Origin of the sequence: Halopseudomonas litoralis (assembly GCF_900105005.1) — a bacterium.
Taxonomy (GTDB): Bacteria; Pseudomonadota; Gammaproteobacteria; order Pseudomonadales; family Pseudomonadaceae; genus Halopseudomonas; species Halopseudomonas litoralis.
Genome location: NZ_LT629748.1, coordinates 788,173 through 811,845, shown reverse-complemented (window position 1 = coordinate 811,845; position 23,673 = coordinate 788,173). Strand labels below are relative to the sequence as shown.

22 protein-coding genes are annotated in these 23,673 nt (G+C 60.0%); 10 read left to right on the top strand and 12 right to left on the bottom strand.

The annotated features are described in order from the left end of the window. The first annotated feature begins 51 nt into the window (after positions 1 to 51). A complete protein-coding gene (locus BLU11_RS04055) occupies positions 52 to 2,091 on the top strand; it encodes a putative bifunctional diguanylate cyclase/phosphodiesterase (RefSeq protein WP_090272162.1) in 2,040 nt (679 codons plus the stop codon). Between the two features lie 10 nt (positions 2,092 to 2,101). Here the strand turns inward: BLU11_RS04055 and BLU11_RS04050 are convergent, their stop codons facing one another. The 11 genes from BLU11_RS04050 to BLU11_RS04000 form a co-directional block, all read right to left on the bottom strand. Beyond that, positions 2,102 to 3,025, bottom strand: coding sequence for a GIDE domain-containing protein (locus BLU11_RS04050; protein WP_090272161.1), 924 nt, complete (start codon positions 3,023 to 3,025; stop codon positions 2,102 to 2,104). Beyond that, positions 3,022 to 3,603: a LemA family protein gene (locus BLU11_RS04045; protein WP_090272160.1), complete on the bottom strand. Its 582-nt coding sequence runs from the start codon at positions 3,601 to 3,603 to the stop codon at positions 3,022 to 3,024. The genes BLU11_RS04050 and BLU11_RS04045 overlap by 4 nt, the downstream gene beginning before the upstream one ends. 130 nt (positions 3,604 to 3,733) lie before the next feature. Then, positions 3,734 to 4,711, bottom strand: coding sequence for an RNA polymerase sigma factor RpoS (gene rpoS / locus BLU11_RS04040; RefSeq protein ID WP_090272159.1), 978 nt, complete (start codon positions 4,709 to 4,711; stop codon positions 3,734 to 3,736). 175 nt (positions 4,712 to 4,886) lie between these two features. After that, on the bottom strand, positions 4,887 to 5,711 hold the full coding sequence (locus tag BLU11_RS04035; protein WP_090276229.1) for a peptidoglycan DD-metalloendopeptidase family protein: 825 nt from the start codon (positions 5,709 to 5,711) through the stop codon (positions 4,887 to 4,889). Between the two features lie 40 nt (positions 5,712 to 5,751). Continuing rightward, entirely contained in the window at positions 5,752 to 6,645 is an 894-nt protein-coding gene (locus BLU11_RS04030; RefSeq protein ID WP_090276227.1) for a DUF368 domain-containing protein, read from the bottom strand. Positions 6,646 to 6,686: 41 nt separating this feature from the next. Further along, complete coding sequence (locus BLU11_RS04025; RefSeq protein WP_090272158.1) at positions 6,687 to 7,355, bottom strand: protein-L-isoaspartate(D-aspartate) O-methyltransferase; 669 nt, start codon at positions 7,353 to 7,355, stop codon at positions 6,687 to 6,689. Then, positions 7,348 to 8,112, bottom strand: a complete 765-nt coding sequence (surE, locus tag BLU11_RS04020) for a 5'/3'-nucleotidase SurE (RefSeq protein ID WP_090272157.1) — start codon at positions 8,110 to 8,112, stop codon at positions 7,348 to 7,350. Before surE ends, BLU11_RS04025 begins: the two co-directional genes overlap by 8 nt. Beyond that, positions 8,112 to 9,176: a tRNA pseudouridine(13) synthase TruD gene (truD, locus tag BLU11_RS04015; RefSeq protein WP_090272156.1), complete on the bottom strand. Its 1,065-nt coding sequence runs from the start codon at positions 9,174 to 9,176 to the stop codon at positions 8,112 to 8,114. The genes surE and truD overlap by 1 nt, the downstream gene beginning before the upstream one ends. After that, positions 9,173 to 9,646 (bottom strand): 2-C-methyl-D-erythritol 2,4-cyclodiphosphate synthase, encoded by a 474-nt coding sequence (gene ispF, locus BLU11_RS04010; RefSeq protein WP_090272155.1) that lies wholly within the window; start codon positions 9,644 to 9,646, stop codon positions 9,173 to 9,175. The genes truD and ispF overlap by 4 nt, the downstream gene beginning before the upstream one ends. A 386-nt stretch (positions 9,647 to 10,032) precedes the next feature. Further along, complete coding sequence (gene fghA / locus BLU11_RS04005; RefSeq protein ID WP_090272154.1) at positions 10,033 to 10,881, bottom strand: S-formylglutathione hydrolase; 849 nt, start codon at positions 10,879 to 10,881, stop codon at positions 10,033 to 10,035. A gap of 56 nt (positions 10,882 to 10,937) precedes the next feature. Further along, positions 10,938 to 12,050, bottom strand: coding sequence for an S-(hydroxymethyl)glutathione dehydrogenase/class III alcohol dehydrogenase (locus BLU11_RS04000; RefSeq protein WP_090272153.1), 1,113 nt, complete (start codon positions 12,048 to 12,050; stop codon positions 10,938 to 10,940). Between the two features lie 129 nt (positions 12,051 to 12,179). On the opposite strand from BLU11_RS04000, the gene BLU11_RS03995 reads away from it, so the two are divergent. Next, the gene (locus BLU11_RS03995; protein WP_090272152.1) at positions 12,180 to 13,067 is read left to right on the top strand and encodes a LysR substrate-binding domain-containing protein; all 888 of its coding nucleotides are present in this window, start codon (positions 12,180 to 12,182) and stop codon (positions 13,065 to 13,067) included. Between the two features lie 62 nt (positions 13,068 to 13,129). Here BLU11_RS03995 and BLU11_RS03990 read toward each other — a convergent pair whose 3' ends face one another. Next, positions 13,130 to 13,513 (bottom strand): DUF4168 domain-containing protein, encoded by a 384-nt coding sequence (locus tag BLU11_RS03990; RefSeq protein ID WP_157718547.1) that lies wholly within the window; start codon positions 13,511 to 13,513, stop codon positions 13,130 to 13,132. A 193-nt stretch (positions 13,514 to 13,706) separates the two neighbouring features. On the opposite strand from BLU11_RS03990, the gene BLU11_RS03985 reads away from it, so the two are divergent. The 8 genes from BLU11_RS03985 (at position 13,707) to BLU11_RS03950 (ending at position 23,591) form a co-directional block, all read left to right on the top strand. Then, on the top strand, positions 13,707 to 15,203 hold the full coding sequence (locus BLU11_RS03985) for a sensor histidine kinase (protein ID WP_090272150.1): 1,497 nt from the start codon (positions 13,707 to 13,709) through the stop codon (positions 15,201 to 15,203). Then, positions 15,200 to 16,582: a sigma-54-dependent transcriptional regulator gene (locus tag BLU11_RS03980; protein WP_090272149.1), complete on the top strand. Its 1,383-nt coding sequence runs from the start codon at positions 15,200 to 15,202 to the stop codon at positions 16,580 to 16,582. Before BLU11_RS03985 ends, BLU11_RS03980 begins: the two co-directional genes overlap by 4 nt. Positions 16,583 to 16,681: 99 nt before the next feature. After that, positions 16,682 to 17,836, top strand: coding sequence for an efflux RND transporter periplasmic adaptor subunit (locus BLU11_RS03975; protein ID WP_090272148.1), 1,155 nt, complete (start codon positions 16,682 to 16,684; stop codon positions 17,834 to 17,836). After that, positions 17,836 to 19,785, top strand: a complete 1,950-nt coding sequence (locus BLU11_RS03970) for a MacB family efflux pump subunit (protein WP_090272147.1) — start codon at positions 17,836 to 17,838, stop codon at positions 19,783 to 19,785. Before BLU11_RS03975 ends, BLU11_RS03970 begins: the two co-directional genes overlap by 1 nt. Next, positions 19,775 to 21,151, top strand: a complete 1,377-nt coding sequence (locus tag BLU11_RS03965) for an efflux transporter outer membrane subunit (protein WP_157718545.1) — start codon at positions 19,775 to 19,777, stop codon at positions 21,149 to 21,151. The genes BLU11_RS03970 and BLU11_RS03965 overlap by 11 nt, the downstream gene beginning before the upstream one ends. 29 nt (positions 21,152 to 21,180) lie before the next feature. Continuing rightward, on the top strand, positions 21,181 to 21,624 hold the full coding sequence (locus BLU11_RS03960) for a hypothetical protein (protein ID WP_090272145.1): 444 nt from the start codon (positions 21,181 to 21,183) through the stop codon (positions 21,622 to 21,624). Positions 21,625 to 21,857: 233 nt separating this feature from the next. Next, positions 21,858 to 22,817 carry an alpha/beta fold hydrolase gene (locus BLU11_RS03955; RefSeq protein ID WP_090272144.1) on the top strand — a complete coding sequence of 320 codons (960 nt, stop codon included), beginning with the start codon at positions 21,858 to 21,860 and terminating at the stop codon, positions 22,815 to 22,817. Between the two features lie 123 nt (positions 22,818 to 22,940). Continuing rightward, a complete protein-coding gene (locus tag BLU11_RS03950; RefSeq protein WP_090272143.1) occupies positions 22,941 to 23,591 on the top strand; it encodes a 7-cyano-7-deazaguanine/7-aminomethyl-7-deazaguanine transporter in 651 nt (216 codons plus the stop codon). The last annotated feature ends 82 nt before the right edge of the window (positions 23,592 to 23,673 follow it).

The window sequence follows — 23,673 nt, the reverse complement described above, 5'->3', positions numbered from 1 at the left end:
ACCTCGGTTACGAATGCATGATGTGGTAAACAGAGAAAAGGACAGCCCGAGTTGAAAGTGAATCGCCGGCACAGTCTTTCAGTCAAGCTTTTGAAGCTGGTGTTATTGTGGGCATTACTGGTAGGCGTGTTATTGAGCCTGGCCCAGATATCGTTCGACCTGCGCACCGAACGGCAAGCCATTGCCCGGGATGCCAGCCAGATTCTGGCCATGTTTCACGATCCGGCCAGCCAGGCGATATTCAGTCTCGACAGGGAAATGGCCACCCAGGTCATTGAAGGTCTTTTCGCCCACAAGGCAGTCCGCTTCGCTGCCATCGGTCACCCCGATGAAGAGCCTCTTGCCAGCCGCGAGCGGCCTTTGATCTCGTCATCTTATCGTTATCTCACCGACCAGGTTCTCGGTGTCGAGCAAAGCTTCAGTACGAGCCTGTATGGCCGTGCGCCCTACAACGAATACTATGGTGATCTGCGCCTGACATTGGACACCGCGCCCTATGGCCAGATCTTGCTGCGCAATTCATTGGTCATCCTGGTCACGGGTCTGCTGCGCGCCCTGTTGATGGCCGCCGCCGTCTATCTGGTATATCACATCCTGCTGACCCGTCCGCTGGCCCGCATCATCGAGCATATCGCCAATATTGATCCAGAACGGCCAGGTCGAACACTGATTCCCATGCTGACCGGCCATGAAAAGAATGAATTGGGGCTGTGGATCACCAAGGTCAACGAATTGCTGGAATCCATCGAGCGCAACCGCAGCCAGCGCCACGAGGCAGAAGCCAGCATGCGCCACATGGCCCGCCATGACCAACTGACCGGCCTGCCCAACCGCAGCCTGTTGCTGGATCAACTGATACGGGTTCTCGCCGAAGCCGGCCGCCGCCAACACAGCGTCGCTGTACTGTGCTGCGGGCTGGATGACTTCAAGGAAGTAAATGAGAGGTTCAGCTATCAGGTCGGCGACCGTGCATTGATCGACGTGGCCGAACGTTTGCGCGCGCACAGCGGGCGGCTGGCCAGTATCGCACGCCTCGGCGGTGATCAGTTCGCACTGGTCGTCCCCGATGTCACCGAGCCTTACGAGGTAGCCGAGCTGGCGCAGCAGGTACTTGAGGAGCTGGGTCAGCCACTCCAGATAGACAGGCATCAGGTAGCCGTTCAGGCCACCATCGGCATTACCCTGTTTCCGGAGGACGGCAGGGACGCGGGTAAATTGCTGCAGAAAGCCGAACAGACGATGATGCTGGCCAAGGTCCGCTCACGTAACCGCTATCAGTTCTATATCGCCAGCGTGGACAGCGAAATGCGCGTGCGCCGCGAGCTGGCTTCCAGCCTGCGCGATGCACTAATGCGCAATGAATTTCATCTGGTATATCAGCCACAGATCAACCTGGTTGATCACCGGGTGGTTGGCTTCGAGGCGCTGCTGCGCTGGCATCATCCCGAGCGCGGCCTGGTGCCACCGGATCTGTTTATTCCGTTGGCAGAACAGAGCGGAGCCATCATCGCCATTGGTGAATGGGTACTGGATCAGGCCTGCCGACAATTGCGGGAATGGCACGACGCTGGCCGAACGCATCTGCGCATGTCGGTCAACCTGTCGACCGTCCAGCTACACCATCCCGACCTGCCGATGATAGTCACACGCGTATTGCAGCGCTACGCACTGCCACACAACAGCCTGGAACTGGAAGTCACCGAAACCGGCCTGATGGAAGACATTCATGCCGCGGCCCGACACCTGAATGAACTGAAGCGCACCGGTGTATTGATCGCGTTGGACGACTTCGGTACCGGCTACTCATCACTCAGCTATCTGCGCAGATTGCCGCTGGACAAGATCAAGATCGACAAGAGTTTCACCAGCGACCTGCTGTCTGACTCGGGCGACCAGAACATCGTGCGGGTCATCATCCAGCTTGGCCGCAACCTGAATATGCAGGTGATAGCCGAGGGTGTGGAGTCGGCTGAACAACAGGCCTACCTGCAACGGGAAGGCTGCCATGAGGGCCAGGGCTATTTCTACAGCCGCCCATTGACGGCCGCCGCACTGATCGAGTGGTTACAGGATTATGAGCGCGACCACTGAAATACCATCATCAAAGTAGAGCAAGCCACAACCAGCCTGCCAGGCCGCCAGCCAGCAGCATGCCAGCCATGCTCCAGCCCGATTGACGGCGCAGCTTGCGACTGAGGTCGTGTTCATGGTGATCGGACAGAAGAAAAGGTAACCCCTTGTGCGGCGGCCCGGCAAGCGCATGCACCGTCGGTAATTCTCCCGCGCTGCGTACCTGACGTTGCGCCTCGAGAGCAGCTGCTGTGCGCACCCGCTCCCATTCAGCCTGATCAAGCTGGCCGTCGCGGTTGCGGTCAAAACGCGCCAGCAGATCTGGATAGTCAGCCTTCCAGCTGCTGATGATCTGTCGCGCTACCGAATGCGGGTCGATGGCATCCCGACCACCGCCACGACTCTCGAACCAGCCCAGCGCATAGAGAAGGTCGGCTTCCTGCAGGTATTCTTCGGTATAACGGTAGCGGCGTCCGAGCAACGCACCCAGCACACCGGTCTGTGCCTTGTTTCCCAGCGGCCAACGCCGGTTGCCTTCCCAGCGCCTGCGCAGCCGAGGATGAACCTCTGCGTCCTGGGGCAGGATCCAGCAACTGCCGGTCTCATCACGCAGCAGGAAAGGTCGGTCGGAACGACCACGTTCCACTGTGCGCCATTCAGTACTCCTGCCCCGGCGCTGCAGCTCCTCGACGGTAAAGCGATACCACAGACAAGGTCGGCCAGCCAATGGAGAATGCAGCGGTGCGTGCCCGCCGCCCTCTAACTGCCCAACCAGCTCAACCAGTCCCTGCGCCGCAGAGCGGATTTTCGAAGTCGGCGTGTCCTCAACCCAACGGGCTCGGCGCAAACGGCTGAACATGCGGTACAGCAACCACAGGGTCAGCAGGGAGCTGGCCCCGGTAATGGCGGCATGCACGCCCCTGGATACGAGTAAAACCCCGTACAGATCAATCATGAGAACAGCTGGCGAAGATCCACGTCAGCCTTGTCCGCCTCGGAGAATTGCAATAGTTCGGCGGCCTGGAAGGAAAACAGTCGCGCGATCAGCACGTCGGGAAACTGCTCGATACGCACATTATTGATGTTCACCGCAGCGTTATACAGCTCACGGCGATCAGCAATGCCGCTCTCCAATCCGGAGATGCGTTGTTGCAGGTGCTGGAACGATGTACTGGCCTGCAATTCGGGGTAACCTTCAGCGAGTGCAAACAGCTGACCGAGACCATTGCGCAGCGCAGTTTCGGCCTGCCCCAGCTGCTTCAGATCCGAGCGGTCGCGCGCCTGGCTGACCGCGTTGCGCGCGTTGATCACCCGCTCCAGCGTACCCTGTTCATATTGCATATACTGCCGGCAGGCCTCCACCAGCTTGGGTAATTCCTCGTGACGCTGGCGCAGCAACACATCGATATTGGCCCAGGCCCGACTCACCGCATGCTTGATGTTGACCAGCTGGTTATACAGAGTGATCCCATAGATCGACAATATGATCAGTACCGCTACCACCACCCAAACCAGAACGTGAGTCCAATCCATTCGACCTTCTCCTTTTCCACGCTGCCCGATACAGCGCGGCTTATCTTCGCACAGAACGGGAAAACGCAAAACGGGAACCCATGGGTTCCCGTTTTGCGTTTGCTGCAGGCACCATCAAAGTGGCGCAATTTCATTGGAACAGCGATTCACCTGACAGGCCGTGCTGCTCGAAGATGTCGCGCAGGCGCTTGAGCGCCTCGACCTGAATCTGGCGTACGCGCTCGCGGGTCAGGCCGATCTCCCGACCCACTTCTTCCAGCGTGCTGCTTTCATGGCCGCGCAGACCAAAGCGTCTGGTGACTACCTCGCGCTGCTTCTCGCTCAACTCCGACAGCCACATATCGATACTGGCATTGAGGTCGTCATTCTGCAGACGCTCCAGCGGATCCTCAGCCATATCATCTGCCAGGGTATCGAGCAGGGTCTTGTCCGAATCCGCTCCCAGTGAAACGTCCACCGACGCCACCCGCTCGTTCAACCCGAGCATGCGCTTGACGTCCGCGACCGGGCGGTCCAGCAGCTCGGCGATCTCCTCGGGCGTTGGCTCATGGTCGAGTTTCTGGGTCAGCTCGCGCGCAGCGCGCAGATAGATGTTCAGCTCCTTCACCACGTGAATCGGCAGACGTATGGTACGCGTCTGATTCATGATGGCCCGCTCGATGGTCTGACGAATCCACCAGGTGGCGTAGGTTGAAAAACGGAAACCGCGCTCGGGATCGAATTTCTCGACAGCCCGGATCAAACCGAGGTTACCTTCTTCGATCAGATCCAGCAGGGTCAACCCCCGGTTGACGTAGCGCCGGGCAATCTTGACCACCAACCGCAGATTGCTTTCGATCATGCGCTTGCGACCAGCCTCATCACCCTTCAGCGCGAGCCGGGCGAAATAAACCTCTTCCTCGGGAGTGAGAAGTGGTGAGAAGCCGATTTCATTGAGGTACATCTGAGTGGCATCAAGCTGCCGGGTGAATTCAAACGCATTTTCGCGTTTGTGATTACGAGGAGTGGCAACCCGAACGCGATCTGGCTCATCCGCAGTCTCGGGTTCGTCAGGCCTGGTCTGATCCACAAGCTCCAGATCATCAGGCGCATTATTATTAACAGCCATTTTTGCATGCCCCATCTTCAGTCGAAACACGGTCGGATCGCATAGCGCAATCCGGTGCGTGTCAGCCTCCGCTGACTATCGCCGGGATTGGCTACCCCGCTTCGCCAATCCAGTGCTCCCTGCAGTGTGCCTGGAAATTATGACAACGCCGATACCGATTTATCTTGAAGCAAGTTCACAGTTTGGGCAAATAACCAAGGGGATCTACCGGTTGGCCGCGACGGCGGATCTCGAAGTGCAGTTTGACCCGGTCGGTGCCACTGTTACCCATCTCCGCAATTCTCTGCCCGACTCTGACCTGCTCCCCTTCCTTAACCAGCAAGCGGCTGTTGTGTGCGTAGGCACTGAGAAAATCCTCATCATGTTTGACGATGATCATGTCCCCGTAACCCAGCAGCCCACGTCCCGCATACACAACCGTACCGTTTGCGGCGGCTAGAACAGGCTGACCCAACTCGCCAGCAATATCAATCCCTTTATTCAAACTGGCGTTCGACTGGAAACGCGCGATCAATGGGCCCTGGGCCGGCCACTTCCAGCCAGTAAGCGCAGCGGGCGCTGCAACGGGCGCCGGTTTTTTTGTAACAGCTTGTTTCTGCGGTCTACTTGTAACCGGAGCGGATACCGGGACCGGAGTGGATTTCACCGGTGCACCGGTTGCCGGCTTCGCCTGGGCTATCGGAGTGGTAGTGCGAGTGACTCCCCCTGCCCGGGTCGCGAGGCTGATACGTTGTCCCGGATAGATGATAAAAGGCTCACGCATGCCATTATTCGCGGCAAGGGCTTTCCAGTCCCAGCCGTAACGGAAAGCGATCTGATAGAGGGTTTCACCACGACGGACGATGTGGGAGCCAGACGTCACCTGATCAGCACGCTTGCCGCCACGACTGCGATCGTCAACCGGAATGCTACCGATGGGTCCCGCGCAAGCTGCCAGCAACGATGCAAGAAGCAAGACTGCGGGTAGTCCGACTCTGCTGCTCCATTGCCTCACAATCATCCCCCATATTTCGCGCGGGTAGGTTTTTCTCACTGGCATCTCAATCCTGGCGCAGTCGTTGGCCGAACCATTCCAGCCCCAGCACCAGTACGATAGCTGCCAGCATCAGCATTACACCACCGGTCCAGTAGGATGCTGCTCCGGTAAGGAGTTCATAGTTGCTCGGCAACAGATTGACCTGTTGCAGCGGCTCCATGACGCCTTGGCTGTTTTCACGCCAGGTCAGCGTTTGCTTCCATGGCCAGACCTTGTTCAACGAACCTAGCATCAGCCCTGTCAGAAACGCCAGGGTGACATCGCGTGCATGTTGCAGCAGCCAGGACAGCAATCGGGAAAAGCTCAGGATGCCGACGAGACAACCGAAGATGAAAACCGTCAGCAAGGTCACATCGAAGGATCTCACCGCGCCCAGCACTGTTGCGTACAAACCCAGCAGCAACAGGATGAAACTGCCCGATATACCGGGCAGAATCATGGCGCAGATGGCGATCGCGCCAGCCAGAAAGATCATCACTGGATTGACCGGCCATTGCAGCGGTGCCGCCACGGTAATGACATAAGCGAAGGCCGCCCCCACCAGCAACATCGCGAGGGTCCACAGGTTCCAGCGTTGAATTTCCCGACCTACCAGTACCACCGAGACCAGGATCAGGCCGAAGAAGAAAGACCAGACCAGCTCTGGGTGCTCGCCCAGGAGATAGCTGATCAGATTCGCCAGGGTGGCGATACTGGTAACCACCCCGGCCAGCAACGCCACCAGAAAATTACCGTCAATGGACTGCCAGGTTTCCCGAATCCGGCCACGCAGCAGCCACACCAGCTTATTAGGAGTGCAGGCGCTGATAGCAGCCAGCAGCCGGTCATAGATACCCGTGATGAAGGCAATGGTGCCGCCCGACACGCCCGGCACCACATCGGCAGCGCCCATGGCCATGCCCTTGAAAAAGATCAATAGATACTCGGAAAAAAGGCGATTCAAAAGCGGATAGCTCCTGCCAGCAAGGGAACGAAACGTACAGGTTCGACCTGCTGGCGGATGAATTGATCCCCTTCGCGGGTCACAACAGTGAGAAATTGTTCATGTTCGCCAACCGGAATCACCATCCGCCCGCGATCTGCCAACTGGCCAAGCAACTCCGTAGGCACTTCGGCAGGCGCCGCGGTGACCAGAATCGCATCATAGGGCCCGTATTGTGGCCAGCCCCAGTTGCCGTCGGCATGTCGGAATACCACGTTGCGGATGTCGATATCCTTGAGCACCGCCTTGGCTCGCTCCTGCAGCGGCATGATTCGCTCCACAGAGAACACTCTCTCGACCACTTGCGCCAGAATGGCGGTCTGATACCCCGAACCGGTGCCAACTTCCAGCACCTTGTCCAGCGGCCCGCCAGCCAGAAGCAACTCGGTCATCCGCGCCACTATGTAAGGCTGGGAGAGTGTCTGGTTATGGCCTATGGGTAGCGCGGTATCTTCATAAGCCCGGTGCGCCAGCGCCTCATCGAGAAACAGATGGCGCGGTGTACGGCGGATGGCCTCAAGTACATGGAGGTTACGGATACCCTCTTCGAACAGACGCTCCAACAGGCGTTCGCGGGTGCGCTGGGAAGTCATGCCAATCCCGGACTTCAAGAGCTCCTCACGCATTGGTTTTCGCCCTCAGATTGCCCAGCCAGCCATCCAGGTGATCGAACACTTCATAATGCGTCTTGTCGATACGCAGTGGCGTAACCGACACATAGCCCTGCATCACCGCATTGAAATCGGTTCCTTCGCCGCCATCTTCGGCATCACCAGCCACGGAAATCCAATAACCTTCCTTGCCCCTCGGATCGGTCCACTTGACCGGCTTGGCCGCACGGTTGCGATGCCCCAGCCGGGTCAGCACAATGCCCTTGATGCGTTCAAGCGGCAGGTTGGGAATATTCACATTGAGGATAGTGCGCGGTGGCAACTCAAGCTGCTCATGCGCCTCGACCAGCGTACGAGCGATCGCTGCCGCAGCGGGCAGATTATCGGTCTGGCGACTGACCAGCGAAAAGGCCATCGCCGGCTTGGCTAGAAAGCGCCCTTCCAGAGCCGCCGCGACAGTGCCAGAGTACAGCACGTCGTCGCCCAGGTTGGCTCCCAGGTTGATACCTGACACCACCATGTCGACACTGTCGGCAAACAAGGAGTTGACCCCCAGGTGCACACAGTCGGTAGGTGTGCCGTTGAGGCCGACAAAGCCGTTTTCCAGGTAGAAAGGGCGCAGCGGCTTGTCCAGTGTCAGCGCGCTGCTGGCTCCGCTTCGGTCTTCATGGGGCGCGACCACCACGCAATCGGCATAATCGTCCAACGCACCGTGCAGAGCCGTCAGCCCTGGCGCCAGTACACCATCATCATTGGCAATGAGAATACGCATCAGGTTTCACTTTCCAGTCCGCCACCAGGCTCATCAGTCAGCAACAGCAGTTCTCGCAATACTGCGGTAGCGAAGCAGCCGGTCGGCAGGGTGAATTCAATTTCAAGACAATCCAGTGAAGGATAATGCCACGTCAGCCCCGTTATGGGGAGGCGCAAGATACGTCTTTGCTGTTCGAGCCCGGCACTTTCCAACCATTGGCACAGTCCCGGCTCGCCCGCCGCTACCGTCTGCTCCAACACCTGCACGGCTTGCGCACTCGGCAACTCACCGACACCCCACAAAGGCCCCGTGGGATGAATATCCAACTCCTCGAAGCGACGGTCATCGGCTGCCAGCCGCTCGGCTGCAAAGTGGCTGCGGCTATCGGTGAACGCCAGACAATCACCGGCCAACAACTGGTTCCAGCTCGAATCGCGGACCCGTTGCGCCAGCACGCGGTTGAACAGCAGACTGCGCGCAGTGGACAACAAACGCGACCGGGTCCCACGAGCCGGGGGCAGACCGCCCCGCTCAGCCCATTGGCGCGCCTGATCAATATTGCCGCCGTCCCGACCGAAGCGCTGCGGGCCGAAATAGTTCGGCACACCCACACCAGCGATAGTCTGCAGCCGCGCATCCAGCTGCTCGCGCTCGGCCTGCAAGCTGCTCAGGCGGATGACGAAACGATTGGCACTGTGCGCACCGCGCTGCAATTTACGTGAATGGCGCTGGCCGGCCAGGCAGCGCAGATTATCACTCCACAGCGGCGAGAAGTCCGGATCGGCTTTACCTGGCAGCTGCAGGCTGAACCACTGGCTGGTAATTGCCCGGCGATCCTTGATGCCCGCATAGCTGACATCGCGCAATTTGATGCCGGCCGCCTTGGCCAGCTGGCGTGCTACATCTTCAGTATTGAGATCGCGTTTTTCAATCAACAACCAGAGATGTTCGCCCTGCCCACTCAATTCAATATCAAGTACTTCAGTAACCCGAAAGTCCTCCGGCTGCGCCTTGAGCACCGCCCGCCCGCAGGGCTCACCCAGTGCCCGCGGGCCCAGCCACTGGCTGTCATCGCTGCTCATCGGGGTAGCAGCAGGGCTACCGCATCCACGGCAATCCCCTCCTTGCGGCCGACGAAGCCGAGCTTCTCGGTGGTGGTGGCTTTGATGTTGACCTGATCGAGCTCGACCTGCAGATCCTCAGCCACGCGCTGGCACATGATGTCGATATGCGGCGCCAGCTTCGGCGCCTGGGCGGCGATGGTCACGTCCACATTGCCCACCTGCCACCCCTTGGCATGCACCAGCGACAAGGCATGGCGCAGCAGCACGCGGCTATCGGCGCCCTTGAATTGCGGATCGGTGTCGGGGAAATGCCGGCCGATATCGCCCAACGCGGCAGCACCGAGAATCGCGTCGGTCAGCGCATGCAGCACCACATCCCCATCGGAATGGGCAATCAGCCCCCGATCATGGGCAATCCGCAATCCACCCAGAGTAATGAAGTCGCCATCACCGAAACGGTGGACGTCATAGCCGTGACCAATGCGCATGAAACACCTGCTGAGCTGAAAAACGAAAGGGGGATATTACAGCGTCCGGGTTACAGGCAGAAGCGTTGCGGGGTTTTGTGCATGTTGCGAAAGTCAGGTCTGTTGCCGCTTCGTGTTCTGAGTAGCCTTTGCAGCGGGAGCCGCCTACCTGGGACACGCCGTGAATACATCCCTGTAGGCCGCTCCCGCTGCAAAGGTATGAGCATTAGTGTGGCTGAGGGCTTAAAAACCATCAGCCATACAAAAGGCTCTGGAAAAGGTTGGTCGGCAGGGTTTGAGCCGACCGTCGGTTGCCATGGATGGCAACCGCGAGCCTACAGGGACGTATTTACGACGTGTCGGCGCAGACCCTGCCGACCAACCTTTTCCCTCCCCATAAATCGGAGTTACAGTCGCCCTAGCGCCCGAGCATGATGACGCAGATGATCGTCGATAAAACTGGCGATGAAGTAATAGCTATGGTCGTAACCCGGCTGGCAACGCAAGGTCAGCGGATGCCCAGCAGCGGCCGCAGCCGCTTCCAGAGCCTCAGGCTTGAGCTGTTCGGCAAGGAAGTTGTCCGCCTCACCCTGATCAACCAGCAGCGGCAGGCGCTCCGGCGCATCGGCGATCAGCTCGCAGGCGTCCCACTGCTTCCAGGCCTCCCGATCACTGCCCAGATAATTGCCGAAGGCCTTGTGACCCCACGGGCAATCCATCGGGTTGGTGATGGGCGCGAAGGCCGATACCGATTGGTAACGTCCCGGGTTCTTCAGTGCACAGATCAACGCACCGTGGCCACCCATGGAATGACCGCTGATGCTGCGTTGATCCGAGACCGGGAAATTCGCCTCGATCACCGCCGGCAGCTCGCTGACGACATGATCATACATACGGTAATGCCCAGCCCAGGGCTGCTCGGTCGCATTGACGTAGAATCCCGCACCCAGCCCGAAATCCCAGGCACCTTCAGGATCATCCGGCACGCCCTCTCCGCGCGGGCTGGTGTCCGGCGCGACGATGACCACGCCCAGCTCAGCCGCCAGCTTCTGCGCGCCGGCCTTGTGCATGAAGTTCTCATCGTTGCAGGTCAATCCCGAAAGCCAATACAGCACCGGCAACGGCTCGCTCTGATCAGCCTGCGGCGGCAGATAGATGCCGAAGACCGTATCACTGCCCAGCACCGCTGAGCGATACCGGTAACGCTTGTTCCATCCGCCGAAACTCTTATTGGCAGAAATCAATTCGATAGACATGGAATTCTCCGAACTCAACACGAGCGGCAGGCGTCACGCTTGCCGCTCGTTGTGGTTTAGAAATGAATGACCGACCGAATGCTCTTGCCTTCATGCATCAGATCGAAGGCCTTGTTGATGTCCTCCAGTCCCATGGTATGCGTGATGAAGGCATCCAGCGGAATCTCGCCTTTCTGCGCTTTTTCCACATAACCGGGCAGTTCGGTACGACCTTTCACGCCACCAAAGGCGCTACCGCGCCATACGCGGCCGGTGACCAGCTGGAACGGTCGCGTGCTGATCTCCTGACCCGCCCCGGCCACACCGATGATGGTCGATTCACCCCAACCCTTGTGACAGCACTCCAATGCCGCACGCATCAGATCGACGTTGCCGACGCACTCGAAGGAGTAATCCACACCACCGTCGGTCATCTCGACGATCACTTGCTGGATCGGCTGCTCATGATCCTTCGGGTTGACGAACTCGGTCGCACCCAGCTCACGGGCCTTGTCGAACTTGGACGGATTGACGTCGATGGCGATGATGCGCGTGGCACCGGCCATCTTCGCGCCGATGATCGCCGCCAGACCGATGCCACCCAGACCGAAGATCGCCACACTGGAGCCAGGCTCCACCTTGGCAGTATTCAGAACAGCACCGATGCCGGTGGTGACGCCACAGCCGAGCAGGCAGACTTCTTCCAGCGGCGCTTCCTTCTGGATCTTGGCCAGGGAAACTTCCGGCAGGACGGTGTACTCGGAAAAGGTCGAGCACCCCATGTAGTGATAGATCGGCTGACCCTTATAGGAGAAACGCGTGGTGCCGTCGGGCATCAGACCCTTGCCCTGAGTTTCGCGTACGGAACTGCACAGATTGGTCTTGCCGGATTTGCAGAATTTGCACTCGCGGCACTCGGCGGTATACAGCGGAATCACGTGATCACCCACTGCCAGAGAGGTGACGCCCTCCCCCACCGCCTCGACGATGCCACCGCCTTCATGGCCGAGAATAGCTGGGAATACGCCTTCGGGATCATCCCCCGAGAGCGTGAAAGCGTCAGTATGACAAACACCAGTGGCAACGATGCGTACCAGTACCTCACCGGCCTTCGGCGGGGCCACATCAACTTCAACGATTTCCAGGGGTTTGCCGGCTTCGAATGCCACAGCGGCGCGGGATTTGATCATGGGGGACCCTCCGTCTCCAGATGAATGAAAGAACAGAGAGAGTGTAGTCAACCGGCCGAGTGTGGATAATAGGCCGCCAGACAAAACATTATTGCCACATAGGGATAATCCAATGCCGGAAAGCCAGACATGAGTCGTTGGAGCGGACTCGACGAATTCGTCGCCGTTGCCGAACTGGGCCATTTCAGCGGCGCCGCCAACAAGCTCGGCGTTTCCTCCTCCCACGTCAGCCGACAGATTGCCCGTCTGGAAGACCGATTGCAGACCCGATTGTTCTATCGCAGCACCCGCAGGGTGACCCTCACCGAAGCGGGGCAGACTTTTCTGCAACATTGCCAGCACCTGCAGGACGCGCGGGATGAAGCGCTACAGGCGGTCACCGATTTATCCAGCGAGCCCAAGGGACTGCTGCGCATGACCTGTTCGGTGGCCTACGGCGAGGAGTTCATCATGCCTCTGGTCAATGACTTCCTGCAGCAGCACCCACGGCTGCGTATCGAAATGTCACTGACCAATCAGACGCTTGACCTGCTGCATGGTCAGTTCGACCTCGCCATCCGCCTCGGGCGACTGCAGGATTCCCGCTTGGTCGCCACCCGCCTGGCGCCACGGAGCATGTACCTGTGCGCTTCGCCAATGTATCTCGAACATCACGGCGCACCGCACAGCCTCTCGGAACTGCCCCGACACAATTGTCTGATCGGTAGCAGCGACACCTGGACCTTCCTCGAATCCGGCCGCGAGATACCGGTGCGGATCACCGGAAACTGGCGGTGCAACAGCGGGCGCACCGTACTGGACGCGGCGCTGCGCGGGTTCGGTTTGTGTCAATTGCCCGACTATTATGTGCAGGAGCATCTGCGCAGCGGCGCCCTGCGCTCCCTGCTCACCCAGCACCAGCCCCCGCATACCGCAGTATGGGCGCTCTACCCTCAGCAACGGCATCTGTCACCCAAGGTCAGAAAGCTGGTTGACCACCTGAAAGATGGCCTCGGCGCGCGGGCCGAATATCTGTAGCTGGCGCACAGGCATAAAAAAGGGAGCCCACAGGCTCCCTCTTCTGTACTGCATAGTCAGCCTTATTTCATGCTTTGAGCACGCTGCTGCAGTTCTGGATCAGTCTGCATGCGGGTGGCGATTTCGTTATAGGTGGGTACGTCCAGATCCGCGTCCTGAACTGCTTCAACCATTTTTTCCTGGGCTTCAAGCTGGAGTTTCTGAGCTTCTTCCTGGTCTTCTGCCTTGCTCAGCTTCTCGGAAAACTCGTCACGCAGCTCAGCCACATCGGCATCGGCCTCAACAAATTTTTCCAGGTTGTCATCGCTGATCGGGGCGGCCGCTGGCTGACCCTGTTCATACTGTTGCTGAGCAGGAGCGCCTCCGGCCTGAGCCATGACAGCAGGAGCGCCGATCCCGAAGGTGGCGAAAGCGATGGCGGCGGTCAGTGTCTTGAGATTGTTCATGAGGTGCTTCTCCTTCAGTTGAAAGTAATCGAAACAATCCATTATCCGTGCCAGCTTCGGTTTTAATAATGTAACTCATTGAAAAGTATAAATTTTAATTAATTAATGCAGTTTTTCCTCTTCAATATTTCTGTACCGACGCCTCCGATAAATGTATACATACTGCACATGAGCAAAAAATACCCGGTCAAAAATGAACACAATCTCATCACCCCAAGCCCGGCTTCGTATCAATGGTCTGCAACGCACCCTGCTGCTCTTCGTCGTGCTGCCTATCGTCTTGCTCACTGCCTTGGGCATCCGCTTCGGCTTGGGTCAAGCCAGTCAGTTTCAGGAACAGCGACTTAAAAATGATCTGGAACTGATTGGCCGAGCCATCAGCATTCCGGTCGGTTCGGCACTGAACCAGGGCAATATGCAGGCGGTGGAATTGGCACTGGGTTCGGTATTCGTGCTGGGTGAGGTTTATGGCGCATCGGTATTCGATGTGGATGGCAATCGCATCGCCTCGGCTGGCATTACCGAAACCGACCTTACCGGCACCACCATCCCGGATCGTATTCGCACCACCGGCGAAGGCCAGGAGGCATTCAGCCGGGTCGCCGGACGCAGTCTGTTTTCCCACTTTCTACCGTTATTTGATACTGCCGGGCAGATCCAGGGTCTGATCCAGATCACGCGGCGCGCCAGTGATTTCGGCCACGCTCTGCAGCAGTTGACCATCATCGCCTGGCTGGTCTGGGGCCTGTTCAGTCTGGTCATTCTGGCCGGGGTGATGCTCGGTCATTACGGCGGCGTCGGTCGCCATGTAGACAAATTGCTGGCCCATATGGAGCGGGTCGCCAAGGGGGATCTGTCGCACCGCGCCGCACTGGAAGGGCCGGATGAGGTAGCCAGTCTCGCTCACGGCCTGAATCAGATGCTCGACAGTATCGAACAGGCGCACCGGGACCTGGATGAGCACCGCGCCGCCGAAACCCAACTGGTGGCGCGCCTCAAGGACAACGAGAAGATGGTCGCCATCGGCAGCATGGCCCGGGGCATCGCCCATGAACTCGGCGCACCGCTGAGCGTGATCGATGGTCGTGCTCGCCGCCTGCAACGCTCCGGCAGCCTGGACGAGCAGCAGCTGCGCAACCTCGATGGCATCCGCAATCAGGTCAGCCGGCTGACCCGCACGGTACGGCAGTTGCTGGATTACTGCCGACCTGCCGCCACTCAACCCCGCGACGTGACACCTGCGCTGCTGATCGAAAGTGCGATCGAGGCCATGCGTCCCGAGCTGGAAGCTGCCGAGCGTGTGCTGGATGCACAGATCTCCCCGGCATTGCCGGCTTTCTGCGCCGATGCGGGGCGCCTGGAACTGGCCTTGCTGAATCTGCTACGCAATGCACTTCAGGCATCGACCAATCAGATAGGCATTACCGCGGAGGCGGATTCCCGCACATTGACCATCTGTGTAACCGATGACGGCCCGGGGTTACCGGCGGACCATAGCCTGGAAAGCCTGCTTGAGCCCTTTTTCACCACTAAATCTCCCGGTGAAGGCACTGGCCTCGGCCTGGCCATCGTTCAGGCTGTAGCCGAAGAACATGGCGGCACCCTGGTTCTGAGCAACCGAACCGGCGGTGGCTGCTCGGCTTGCCTGACGTTACCCCTTGTCCTGTCCGCAAAGGAGCTGCAGCAATGACTCAGACCGACCACATACTGCTGGTGGAAGATGACCGTGGCCTGCGCGAACTGTTGCAGGAAGAACTGGAGGCTGAAGGTTACCGAGTCACCGCCTGCGCAGATGCCGAACAGGGCTTGCAGGTGCTGCACAGCGAGACGCCCGACCTGCTGGTGAGCGACCTGCGGCTACCCGGCGCCGACGGCCTGAGCCTGCTGCCGGCGCTCAGCCAGTGCGACATGCCGCCGGCGGTACTTATCATTACCGCGTTCGGCTCGGTGCAGCAGGCCGTCAAGGCGCTGCAGGCCGGCGCCGATGACTTTCTGACCAAGCCGCTGGAAATGGACCATTTTCTGCTGACCGTCAGCCGCCTGCTGGAAAACCGCCGCCTGCGCAATGAAGTCCAGCACTACCGCAGCCTGTTGGCCGTCGAGCAGTTCAACGGCATCATCGGCCAAAGCCAGGCCATGCAGCAGCTGTTTCACAATATCCGCCAGATCGCCTCGGCCGACGGTCCGGTATTGGTGCAAGGCGAAAGCGGCACCGGCAAGGAACTGGTCGCCCGCGCCCTGCATGACCAGAGCAGCCGCCGGGATGGACCCTACATGGTGGTCAACTGCGGCGGCATCCCCGGCGAGCTGATGGAAAGCGAGTTCTTCGGCCACGCGGCAGGCGCCTTCACCGGCGCCCGCAATCAGCGAGCCGGGCTGTTTCAGCAGGCCGATGGCGGCACCCTGTTGCTCGACGAGTTGGGCGAAATGCCGCTCTCGCTGCAGGCCAAGCTGCTGCGCGTGCTGCAGGACGGCAAGGTGCGGCCGGTAGGCAGCGATCATGAGATTCAACTGGATGTGCACATCATCGGCGCCACCAATCGCAATCTGACCGAGGCTGTGGCTGATGGCAGTTTTCGCGAGGACCTGTTCTACCGGCTGGAAACCTTCGCCCTGCAGGTTCCGCCGCTACGCGCCCGGGGGGATGATATACAGCGTCTTGCCGAGTTCTTCCTGACCCGCTTCAATGCGCGCCAGCAGCGCAGCATCAAGGGCTTCAGCGATGAGGCGCTGGCCATACTGCAGGGTTATACCTTCCCGGGCAACGTGCGCGAATTGCAGAACGCCGTGGAGCGCGCCGCCACTTTCTGCGATACCCCGCTGATCGAGATACACCATCTGCCACAGCGGATCTGCGAACAACCAGCCGGCCAGCCGCTGCCCGTCTCCAGCACCAGCGGCCCGGCAACACAGCTCCCGGTGAGCAACGAGCCGGAAGGCATGCCCACTCTGGAAACAGTACAACGCCAGTACATCCAGCAGGTAGTACAGGCCACCGGCGGCAACAAGCGTCGCGCGGCCGACATCCTCGGCATCACCCGCCGGACGCTGTATCGCTGGTTGGAGTGATCCGGCTTTACAGTTTCTTTACCCAGCCGCTGCCCCGATTGACATTGCACCTCGTTAAACTGTGCGCCATTGCACACGATTCGAATCAAGGATACCTCTATGTCATCTTCCAGGCGTTTTCTCTGGCTGTTAGCCGTGCTGGCGCTCGTTGCCGGGTTGGCCTGGTATTTCTGGCCGACGGAAAAGGCACCGGAAGTGGTCACAGCGGCAGTCGAACGCAGCGATATCGAGGACAGCGTCACCGCCCTGGGCACCCTGGAGCCGCTCAATTACGTCGATGTCGGCACCCAGGTCTCCGGCCAACTGGAGGTGTTGCACGTCGAGGAAGGTCATCAGGTCGAAGAAGGCCAGTTGCTGGCGGAAATAGACGACACCATCTATCTGGCCAAGGTGGAAGCCACCGAAGCCCAGCTGGAGAACCTTCAGGCACAACTTGCCGACCGCGAAGCCACGCGGACGCTGGCCCGCTTGCAGGCAGAACGTCAGCGCAACCTCATCAAGCTCGACGCCACAAGTCAGGAAGCCGTGGAACAGGCTGACGCCAGCCTGCGCTCGGCCACCGCACAGATCGCCGCACTCAAGGCGCAGATCCGCCAGTTGGAGTCCCAGCTCAAGGAAGCCCGCGCCGACCTGAGCTACACCCGCATCTATGCCCCCATGAGCGGCACTGTGGTCGACCAATTGGCCAATCAGGGACAGACACTGAACGCCAACCAGACCGCGCCGATCATCGTGCAGATAGCCGACCTGAGCACCATGACCGTGCGTACCCAGGTCTCAGAGGCGGATATCACCCAGCTCAAAGTCGACATGCCGGTCTGGTTTACCACCCTCGGGCAACCGGACGTGCGCCGTGAAGGCGTGCTGCGGCAGATCCTGCCAACCCCGGAAATCGTCAACAACGTGGTGCTGTTCAATGCCCTGTTCGACGTGCCCAACCCCGACGGCAAGCTGCTGCCACAGATGAGCGCCCAGGTATTCTTTGTCAAGGCCGCCGCGGATAATGTACTGACCATCCCGGTATCCGCACTGCAGCCAGTGCAGCAACGGCCGGGCGCCGGCGCAGGCAAGCGCTACACCGTTCAGGTACTGGAAAATGGCCAGCCGCAGCATCGCGTCATTACCGTCGGCACCATGACCCGGGTCAGCGCTGAAGTGCTGGAAGGGCTTGCGGAAGGTGATGAAGTCGTGATCTCCGGCGGTACCAGTGCCCCATCGACAGCTGAGCGCGGCCAACGCCGGCCGAGGTTCTGATGAACGAGCCATTGATCAGCCTCGAGGGCATCAGTCGTACCTATCGCAACGGCGAACTGTCGACCACGGTGCTGCATGATGTGGCGCTGGACATCCACGCCGGTGAATTCGTCGCCATCATGGGCGCCTCGGGCTCGGGCAAATCGACGCTGATGCATCTGCTCGGCTGTCTGGACAAACCCACCACCGGCCGCTACCTGTTCGAAGGTGAGGATATCGCCAGGCTGGACAGCGACCAGCTGGCTGGCCTGCGCAGCCGCACCTTTGGCTTCATCTTTCAGAGTTACCATCTGATCTCCTCGGCCAACGCCACCGAGAATGTGGAAGTGCCCGCCATTTATGCCGGTCTGCCGCGGGATGTGCGCCATGCCCGTGCCGAGGAACTGCTCACAGGGCTGGGCCTGGGCGAACGCCTGCAGAACCGCCCCAACCAGCTGTCCGGCGGGCAGCAACAGCGTGTCTCCATTGCCCGCGCATTGATGAATGATGCGCGCATTCTACTGGCCGACGAACCTACCGGCGCACTGGACAGCAAGAGCGGCCACGACGTGCTCGAGCTGCTGAAGGATCTGCATGCCCGCGGCAAGACCGTTATCGTCATCACCCACGATCGGGAGGTCGCCAACCATGCCGACCGCCTGATCGAGATCCGCGATGGTCGCATCACTCATGACAGCGGACGCAAGCCCAGCCCCGCGCAGCAGCTGGCAACACCACCGCCCCGTCCCGCACCCAAGCAGGGTCTGGCCGCTTTCGGTGATATCAATGAAGCGGTGCGCATGGCCTTGCGGGCGCTGCAGGCCAATCTGTTCCGAACCGTGCTGACCTTGCTGGGCATCGTTATCGGCGTGGCCTCGGTGGTGGTCATGCTCGCGGTCGGCAACGGTGCACGCCAGGACGTGGTCGAACGCATCAGCGACATGGGCACCAATCTGCTGCTGGTGCGACCCGGCGCGCCCAATACCCGGCGCTCGGCTGACGGCACCACCAACACCCTGACGCCCGAGGACGCCGTTGTCGCCTCCCGGGTGGACAACGTGGTCGCTGCCGTACCCGAAGTCGATACTCGCGCCACCGTGCGCGCCGGCAACACCGATGCCCAGACCCAGGTCACCGGTACCACGGCCGATTATCCACTGGCCAAGAGCTGGCCGCTGGCCTCAGGCGTGTTCATCAATGACGAGGACAACCGTCGCTACGCCGCGGTCGCAGTAATCGGCCGCACCGTCGCCACCAATCTGTATGGCGATGCCGACCCGCTGGGCCAATATATGCTGATCCGCAATGTACCCTTTCTGATCATCGGCGTGATGCAGGAAAAAGGCGCCACGCCCTGGGGGCAGGATCAGGATGATGCGGTCTTCGTGCCGTTGAATACAGCCAGCAACCGATTGATCGGCTCACGGCATCTGGGCAGTATCAGCGTACTGATTGATGATCTCAGTCTCTCCGACGCCACCCAGGAAGCAGTGCGCCAGGCAATCATGGCCAACCATTCGGGGATCGAAGACTTCCAGATTCGCAACATGGCCTCCTTGCTGGAAAATATTGCCAGTACCCAGGACACCTTTACCGTGCTGCTCGGCTCGATCGCTGCCATTTCCCTGCTGGTCGGCGGCATCGGCGTGATGAACATCATGCTGGTGAACGTCTCCGAGCGTACCCGGGAGATCGGCATCCGCATGGCTACCGGAGCGCGTACACGCAATATTCTGCAGCAGTTCATCATCGAAGCCATGGTGGTCTCGGCCATTGGTGGCGCCATCGGTGTGGCGGTCGGCCTGGGCTTTGCAGCCATGCTGCAATCCTTCGGCACATCGATCCAATTCACCGCCGGCCCGGTGCTGCTGGCCTTCGGCTGCGCCTTTGCAACCGGCCTGATTTTCGGCTTCATGCCTGCCCACAAGGCAGCGCATCTTGATCCAGTGGTGGCCCTCAGTGCGGACTAGACACTTTCTTACCCTTTCATTCGCCGTCTTGCTGGCAGGTTGCAGCCTGAACACACCGGTACCGCAGGCCGCCCTGCAACCGCCCACCCAGTGGAACCAGACACCGGACTCCCAGCTCTGGCCGGAAGCCCGCTGGTGGATGCAATATGAGGCACCACAGCTGTCCCGCCTGATGGCCCAGGCGCGCACCGGCAACCTCGACCTGGCCAGCGCCGCGACCCGCCTGCTGCAGGCCGATGCTCAACTACGTCAGAGCGGTGCTGCGCTGCTGCCAAATGTCGACGGCAGCGTCAGTGGTCGGCGTGGCGGCAACAGCGGCGACGGTGATGTGAACAACAATTTCAATGCCAGCCTGAGCGCCAGCTACGAAATCGATTTCTGGGGCCGCAACCGCGCCGCCGTCGAAGCCGCTGCGGCCAACCTGAACGCCAGCCGCTACGATCTGGAAGCACTGGCCATAACCACCGACGCCAGTGTCGCCAGCAACTGGTTCCAGCTATTGGAAAACCAGGCACGCCTGCGCCTGGCGCGGGATAATCTGGCGGCGGCCGAGCAGGTGCTGCGCATCGTCGAGGCCCGCTACCGCTACGGTGCCGATGATAGTCTGGCGGTCAGCCAACAGCGCGCGCTGGTGGCCCAGCTACGTGCCAACCTGCCGGCACTTGAACAGCAGACCCTGCAACTGCGCAACAGCCTGGCCCTGCTGCTGGGCCAGGGGCCGGAGTTCGTACCCGGCGCGCTGCCGGCAATGACAGATATTGCCGTGCCCGAACCGGGTGCCGGCCTGCCCTCCGAACTGCTCAACCGCCGTCCGGACATCCGCGCCAGCGAGCAGCGTCTGCTCGCCGCCAATGCCAACCTGACCGTTGCGCGCGCCGCGCTCTACCCGAGCATTCAGCTGACCGGCAGCTATGGTGCGCAGAGTTCAGCACTGTCCGATCTGGTCAGCAACCCGCTGAATCCCTGGAGCCTGGTCGCCGGTCTGACCCAGCCGATCTTCGACGGCGGCAGGCTGCGCGCCCAGGTGGATATCAGCGAGGCCAGCCAGCAGGAAGCAGTGATCGGCTATCAGCGAGCGATTCTGGATGCACTGATCGATGCCGATACCGCGCTCGGCGCATTACAGCAGGCGCGCCGGCAATATCAGCTGCAGGAGGCCGCCACCGACGAGTCGGAACTCGCCTTCGAACTGGCCCAGGCCCGCTACAAGGCCGGCGCCATCGACCTGCAGAATCTGCTCGATACCCAACGCTCGTACTTCCAGAGCCAGGATAGCCTGGTGCAGCAACGCGCGGCCTGGCTACTGGCGACGGTGGATCTGTACCGGGCTCTGGGTGGCGGCTGGCAGGATGTCCCGGTAAGCTAGCTCCTGAAAGCCCACACCAGGAGAGTCCCTTGTCAGCCGTCCTGCGCCTAGCCACTCTGGACCAGCGCCACTTCCAGCTCCACAGCACCGTTCTGCAACAGCTGACAGAACACCTGCAGGGGCTGGATGCGTTGTGCCGAACGCTGGGTGTTACCCCGCTGAGCCAGTTTATCGACCTCACCGCGCTGGAGTTTCAGGAAGCGGCCCGGTTGCTGGCCTCCGAGGACGCCACCCTCCCCCCGCCGGATCCGGAAACAGGGCTGGCCTGGAGTATCGAGGACATGGACTGGTATCCCATCAGTACCGGCATGACCACCATCGAGGCACTCAACGGCCATCTGCAGCGTAACCGTCCCCGCGAGGTGTCCGGCGTCGATCATGGCCAACTACTCGACTCGCTGACGTTCTGCGAGACCTGCCTACGGCCTCTGGAAGCAGAGGGCGGGCAGTTTCATCTGGCTGCCGGCGACTGATTCGCCCGAAAAATCATCGCCCACGTCCTTAAGCCACTTCTATCCAGATGCTCGAGGAACAATTGGCATCCTGTGATCCAGATCGGCACAGGGCACAAAGGCGCCGGAGAAACTGCAGCTATTGGTGGTACTGGATAAGTCAGAACATGCAGATGATATTTGCCCGACCAATAGAGCAAGCTGGTCGGCAATGGATTTGCCATAGTGGCGGCAAACAAAAACGGAGAGTGCCCATGCTGCAAACAGAACAACATATTCTGGATGTCAATGACATCCAGCTCAGCGTGCATGTCGCCGGACCGGACAATGGGCAGCCGGTCTGGCTGCTGCATGGATTCCCCGAGTGCTGGTATTCCTGGCGCCATCAGATGCAGGCACTGGCTGACGCCGGCTACCGCGTATTCGCCCCGGAAATGCGCGGCTATGGTCGCAGCAGTGCGCCCGCTGCAATCGAGGCGTATGACATCCCTACCCTGTGCGGCGATATCCAGGCGGCGATGGATCACTTCGGACATCAGCAGGTAGCTATGGTCGGCCACGACTGGGGCGCCAACATCGCCTGGTATCTGGCACTATTCGAGCCGGAGCGGGTCAAGGTCGTGTCCGGCATGTCCGTGCCCTTCGGCGGCCGCCCTAAGCGCCCGGTCATCGAGATGATGCGCGAGCGCTTCAAGGACAAGTTCCTCTACATCCTCTACTTTCAGGAGCCCGGCCCGGCCGAGGCGGAACTGGAAGCGGATATCCCCCGTACGTTGCGTAAGGTAATGCACGGACGCCCCTCCGGTGGCTACAACGGCCTCATCTCGGACAAGCCAGCTGATTCGCGCTGGCTTGACGATTACTCGGACCCTGAAGTCCCGCCGGCCTGGTGTCCACCAGAGGCCTTCGAGGTCTATGTGGAAACCTATCTGGACAATGGCTTTCACGGTCCGCTGAACTGGTATCGCAACTATGAGCGCAACTGGGAACGCACCGCTGATCTGGCCGGCAAGCAGATACTGCAACCTGCGCTATTCATCATCGGCGACCGTGATCCGGTCGCCAAGCTGGAAACCTTCACCATCGAACGCATGCCCCAGGTCATACCCAAGGTTGAGCAGCACGTGATCGAGCGCTGCGGTCACTGGGTACAGAGTCAGAAGCCGGAAGAGGTGAATCCGCTGCTGCTGGATTTTCTCAAGCGACATTATTGAGCCAAGCGGGTCGTCTGATGCTGCGGTGTTGGCTGGAAGCCAACACCGCAAACAGGTATAGTACGCGCCGTCGCCATCCCGGCGACATGGGTTCCCTAACCCCATCCTTCAAAAAGGTGCTGCATGAACTCGACCCCCTCGCGCCTGCGCATGGCTCTGTCCTGCCTGATCGCATTCCACATTCTCATCATTATCGCCAGCAACTATCTTGTCCAGCTGCCCTTCTCTATGTTTGGCTGGCATACCACTTGGGGCGCCTTCAGCTTCCCATTCATTTTCCTGGCCACCGACCTGACCGTACGCCTGCTCGGTAAACAAGCTGCGCGCAAAGTCATCGCCCGGGTCATGCTGCCGGCTCTGCTGGTGTCCTATGTGTTCTCTGTGCTGTTCCAGGAAGGCTCTTTCCGTGGCTTTGATACCTTGAATCAGCTGAACCACTTCGTACTGCGTATCTCGCTGGCGAGCTTTCTCGCCTATGGGGTCGGCCAGTTTCTCGACATCCAGGTTTTTGACCGCCTGCGCAAGCTCCCCCAATGGTGGGTGGCTCCCAGCGCCGCGATGATTGTCGGCAACCTGATCGATACCTTCGTGTTCTTTTCCGTGGCCTTCTGGCGCAGCGACAATGCGTTCATGGCAGCCAACTGGGTGGAGATCGCCGCTGTGGACTATGTCATCAAACTGGCTATCAGCTTGATGCTGTTCGTTCCGCTGTACGGGATCTTGCTGAACGCCATTCTGCGCCTGTTGGCTGGTCGGCAGGCCGCCACCGCCTGAGGTTGGTGTGGGAGAGCCCCACACCAATAAATCGGTGCTCATTGCGCAGCCTGGGCGCCATCCAGAAATGCCACCTCGCCCA